Below are 5226 nucleotides of genomic sequence, written 5' to 3' on the forward strand. Positions count from 1 at the left end.
GACGATCTTCGCGGAGGTGGTGGCGCGGGTGGGGGCGGCCGCGTTAGAGCTTGCGAAGTCCACTGAGGACCCTTTCGAGCAGCGTGACGTCGGGCTGGTTTCCGGATTCGCCGCCGGAAGCGGGCTGGTGGATGGCGACCAGGCCGGCCTCGGCCAGGTCGGCCACGAGGATGCGGGCCACTCCCAGGGGAAGGGAGAGCAGCGCCGACACCTCCGCGACGGATTTGACCTCCGTGCACAGCGTGCAGATCCGCTGGTGCTCGGGGAGCAGGGTGGCCAGGCGCTGCGGGTCGACGTCGGCGGAGACCAGGGCCTCCAGCGCGAGCTCGTAGCGCGGCCGGGTGCGACCACCGGTCATCGCGAACGGCCGGATCAGCGGGCCGGAGTCGGGCTCGTCCTCCGCCTCCTCGACGTGCCCGGGCTCCTGGGCCGGCTGGTAGCCGGGTGCCTGACCGGGCCCCTGGCCGGGTGCCTGGTGCGGAGCCTGACCGGGCACCTGCCCGGACGCCTGGGCGGGGTAGCCGGGCGGCCGGCCGTCGAAGGCGGGCTGCTGCCGGGCGTACTGGTCGAACTGGCCGTACTGCTCCTCGGCCCCGGGGTACGGGTGCTGCTGGTGCTGCCCGTACTGGGGCCGGCCGTATTGCTGACCGTGGCCGACGCCGGGTGCTCCGAAGGCGTCATGGCCTGTGCCGGGGTACGGAACGCCGTACTGGCCGCTACGGTCGTCGGGCGGTGTCACGGTTCCTCTCCTCACAGGGTGCGGCGGTGCGGTGCGAGCTTCGGTACGAGTCCGGAGCCTGTGGTGCGAAGGCCGTACAACGTCCGAACCCGAGCCCGCCGAAGCGGGCCCGGGAAGGACGCGGAGGTACTTCGAATACCTGGACGGTATCCGACGAACCGTCAGTGCAGGAGACTGCCCTGGAGTTCCGCGCGGAGTGCGGGGGTGAGGACGGCGCCGGCCCGGTCGACGAGCAGCGCCATCTCGTAGCCGACGAGGCCGATGTCGGAGTCGGGGGCGGCCAGGACGGCGAGGGCGGAGCCGTCGCTGATGGCCATGAGGAACAGGAAGCCGCGCTCCATCTCGACGACGGTCTGGTTGACCTCGCCGCCCTCGAAGATCCGGCTGGCGCCGGAGGTGAGGGAGGTGAGGCCGGAGGCGACGGCGGCGAGCTGGTCGGCGCGGTCCCGGGGGAAGCCCTCCGACATGCACAGCAGGAGGCCGTCCGCGGAGACCACCACGGTGTGGGACACCCCGGGGGTGTTGTCCACGAAATTGGTGATCAGCCAGTTCAGGTTCTGTGCGGCCTGGCTCATCTGAGTCAACTCAACGCTCCTGGTGGTTCGAGCCGCCGAAGAGATCGGTGCTCCGGTTCTGTCCGTTGCCGGACTGGTCTACCTGATCGGGGTCGATCCGGAAGCTTCCGGTGTTGCCGGCGCTGCGGCCCTGCTCGACACCGCGGCGCAGGTTGGTGAGGCGGCCACGGACCTCCTCGGGGCTGCGGGAGACCTGCGGCCCCTCCTGCGGGGTGGGCTTGGCGTTGCCGGGCACCAGGTTCTGCCGCGGCACCCGCCGGGGCAGACCGGCACCGGTGGTGCCGCTGGTCGAGGGCTCGCGCACCTGCTCGGCGCGCTGCCAGTTGCCGTCGTTCGGCGACTGCCAGGCGCTGTTGGCGGTCGGGCCGGTCGGGCCGTACCCGCCGAGTGCGGACACGTCGTGGCCGCGCGGTTCCTGGGGCGAGGAGGTGTCCTTGGCACCGGCGAACCAGTTGGGGCTCTCGCCCGGCGAGGCGGCGGCCGGGGTGGTGCCGAGGCCGCCGGCCGCCAGCTGCTGGCCGGGGCGGCGCTGGGGCAGCCCGGACGGCAGGGTGGCGGAGGAGTCCGCGGCGGGCAGCGCCGGCGGCTCCGGGGCGTACGGGTGGCCGGCCGGGGCCTCGTCGGCCTGGCGGCCGTAGCCGTCCCGGCCGTACTCGTCCTGCTGGTAGCCGCCCTGGTCGTAGCCGTACCGGTCGTCGGCGCCGTACTGGCCGTCGGAGTAGCCGCCCTGCTGGTCGTAGCCCTGCTGGGGGTACTGGCCGTAGCCGTCCTGGGCGTACTCGTCCTGCTGGTAGCCGCCCTGGTCGTAGCCGTACCGGTCGTCGGCGCCGTACTGGTCGTCGGCGCCGTACTGGTCGTCGGGGTAGCCGCCCTGCTGGTCGTAGCCCTGCTGGGGGTACTGGCCGTAGCCGTCCTGGTAGTCCTCCTCGACCTCGGCGTCGACGACCGGCGCCTGCGGGCCGCCCTCCAGGGCCGCACGGCGGACCTGGTCGAGGCGCTGCGAGCGCTGGACGGCCTCCAGGGCCGGGCTGAAGCCGGAGGAGCCGGAGTTGCCGATGCCGGTGAGGTGGTCGTCGAAGCCCAGCTCGGCGGCGCTGCGGGAGCGCTCCTCGGGGGCCCACTCGGAGGTCGGCTCCTGGTCCGCGAAGATCCGGGAGACGGTGAACTGCTCCTCCGGCTCCGGCGCGGCGCCGGCCTGGGTGACGAACGGCGGGAGCATGACCAGCGAGGTGGTGCCGGCCGACTCGCCCGACGGGCGGAGCTGGACGCGGATGTCGTGCCGCTGGGAGAGCCGACCGACCACGAAGAGGCCCATGCGGCGGGAGATGGTGGCGTCGACCGTGGGCGGCTCGGCCAGCTTCTCGTTGATCTCGGCGAAGTCGTCGGCGGTGAGGCCGATGCCCTTGTCGTGGATCTCGACCAGGACGCGGCCGTCCGGCAGGCGGGTCGCGTTGACCAGGACCCGGGTCTGCGGGCTGGAGAACGAGGTGGCGTTCTCCAGCAGCTCGGCGAGCAGGTGGACGAGGTCGGTCACGGCGGCGCCGACGACCTCGACCTCGGGGATGCCGGACAGCTCGACGCGCTCGTACTGCTCCACCTCGGACGCGGCGGCGCGGAGCACGTCGACCAGCGGGACCGGGGTGTTCCAGCGGCGGCCGGCCTCCTCGCCCGCGAGGACGAGCAGGTTCTCACCGTTGCGGCGCATGCGGGTCGCCAGGTGGTCCAGCTTGAAGAGGTTCTCCAGCTGGTCCGGGTCGGCCTCGTTGTTCTCGAGGTCGGTGATCAGCGCCAGCTGGCGCTGGATCAGGCCCTGGCTGCGACGCGACAGGTTGGTGAAGATCGCGTTGACGTTCCCTCGCAGCAGCGCCTGCTCGGCGGCGAGCGCCACGGCCTGCTGGTGGACCTGGTCGAAGGCCCGGGCGACCTCGCCGATCTCGTCCTTGCCGTGCAGCGGGATCGCGGTGACCGAGGTGTCGACCCGGTCCGGGTCGGTCTTGGAGAGCTTCTCGACCAGGTCCGGCAGGCGGTGGTCGGCGATCTCCAGGGCGGCGCTGCGCAGGGTGCGCATGCCGAGGATCATCGAGCGGGCGACGTAGCCGGTCAGCAGGCCGGCCAGGATCAGCGCGGCGACGACGATGACCGTGTTGAGGATCGCGTCGTAGAGCGCGTTGTCCTTGAGGTTGCGGGAGTCGGTGAGGACGTCGTCCAGCAGCACGACTTCGGTGTTCCGCAGGGCCTGGATGTGGGTGCCGGCGGCCTGGTTCCAGTTGTCCGGGGTCAGACCGGCGTTCTTGGCCTCGGCGTACGCGGCGTCGGCGGCGGCCTTGCCCTTGGCCTGGCCCGCGGCGGCGGCCTCGGCGTAGTTGCCGGCGAGCGCCAGCAGGCCCTGCATGGTGGGCGCGGTGCCGTTGGGCATCTTGTAGGCCGAGCGGTCCTGGGCGGAGGCCAGGGCGACCTGCGCGTCGGCGTACTTCTTGACGTCCTCGGGGGCGCTACCGGTGGTGAACTCGCTGAGCGAGACCTGCTCGAGCTTCTCGGACACCAGGATCGCCTGGGTCATGTCCTGGTTCTCGTAGCGCGTCGTCGCGCCCTGGGAGATGCCGACCAGCAGGCTCAGCATCAGCGAGCGCTGGGTCGAGGCGGAGGCCTTCGCCAGCGACATCGCGTAGATCGCGCGGCCCTTGCTCGTGGCGTTGGACGAGCCCATGCCGACCGAGTTGTCGTACGCCAGCAGCGGCGCGAACATCGTCGAGTAGGCGTTGGCGGTGGCGCTCGCGAACAGCTCCTTGCCGTACGCGGCGGCGCGCAGGTGCGGCAGGTCCACCACGAGGGTCTGGAAGGCCTCGTGGCGGCGGGGGAGCTCACCGCTCTTGTCGGAGGCCTCGTACGCGGCGTTGTAGGCCTTCAGCGCGGCGTCGGTGTCCGCGCGGCGCTTGGCGACCTCGTTGTTCGGGTCCTGCCCGGTCATCAGGGGTATCAGGGTCTTGTCGCGCTCGTTCTCGAGCGCCTCGGCGAGTTCGGTCGCCGCCTTGGCGAGCTCGGCCGTCTTCTCGGCGCGGGACGCCTTGATGTAGCCGTCCACCGAGGTGTTAACGCGCAGACCGCCGAAGACGAGACTGATGATCACGGGGATCAGCAGGATCGCGATCAGGCGGGTCGGCACGCGCCAGTTGCGCGGGCGGAGGAAGTCGTACCGGCTGGAGCCGCCGTCGCCGGGTGAGCCGGCTCCGCCGCGCGGCTCGCCGGCCGTCGTCAGCGGTTTGGTTGCCGGGGCGGTCTGGGAGCGCTCCTCGGCGGGAGTGAACGCGGAGAATCCGGCCTGGTCCGCGGCGGTACCGTGCGGCTCGCTCTGGCGGGGCTCGGAGCGCCGCTGCGGGGCGGGTTGCTGCTTACGCCTCACTCGACAACTACCTCTCGGCCGACTTGCCGGCCATGGATCAATCCAGCGCTACCCCCGGGGCCCTGGCCCGGCACCGGACGGACCGGCGACGGGATGTTCAGGGGTAGCTGGAATTTCAGCACGTGCAGGGATGGGGGACAAACAGACCCGGTGCAGCACCCGCGTCGGCACAATCCGGACAATCGGTGACATGGCGGAGCAAAACCGTGGTCACCTGGCGCTGAGTGACGCTATTTCGCCACGCTGCGTCATTGTTGATCACAAAATGCCTACCGAACTGTTATCCACCGCTTATACACGGGCCTTGCGGGGGGCGCCCGGAGGACACCGGCCGGTAAGCGTCACCGCCCCGGCGGCCCGTCAGTGTGACGGTCCGCCGGGGCTGGTCGGTTCCCTCCCGGCCCGGACCCGCGTCAGCGGAGTCGGGCGAGGAGGGCGTGTTCGACGAGGGTGATGAGGGCGCTCTTGGCGCTGTCGCGGCGGCGGGCGTCGAGGGTGATGATGGGGGTGGT

At 71.6% G+C, this 5226-nt stretch carries 3 protein-coding genes and 1 pseudogene; all 4 read right to left on the reverse strand.

Going from position 1 to position 5226, the window contains the following annotated elements; genetic code table 11:
- Positions 1-43: 43 nt before the first annotated feature.
- Positions 44-739, reverse strand: a complete 696-nt coding sequence (locus ACGF07_RS35475) for a DUF742 domain-containing protein (RefSeq protein WP_392905792.1) — start codon at positions 737-739, stop codon at positions 44-46.
- 161 nt (positions 740-900) lie between these two features.
- Complete coding sequence (locus ACGF07_RS35480; protein ID WP_030291361.1) at positions 901-1314, reverse strand: roadblock/LC7 domain-containing protein; 414 nt, start codon at positions 1312-1314, stop codon at positions 901-903.
- A gap of 10 nt (positions 1315-1324) precedes the next feature.
- Positions 1325-4714, reverse strand: coding sequence for a nitrate- and nitrite sensing domain-containing protein (locus tag ACGF07_RS35485; protein WP_392905794.1), 3390 nt, complete (start codon positions 4712-4714; stop codon positions 1325-1327).
- Positions 4715-5127: 413 nt separating this feature from the next.
- Positions 5128-5226: pseudogene (locus ACGF07_RS35490) on the reverse strand (ATP-binding protein); the annotation flags it as partial.

This window comes from Kitasatospora sp. NPDC048194 (assembly GCF_043202455.1).
GTDB lineage: Bacteria > Actinomycetota > Actinomycetes > Streptomycetales > Streptomycetaceae > Kitasatospora.

Coding starts and splice junctions, on each gene's coding strand:
- ACGF07_RS35480 (WP_030291361.1), bottom strand. CDS start 1,314: ATGAGCCAGGCCGCACAGAACCTGAACTGGCTGATCACCAATTTCGTG.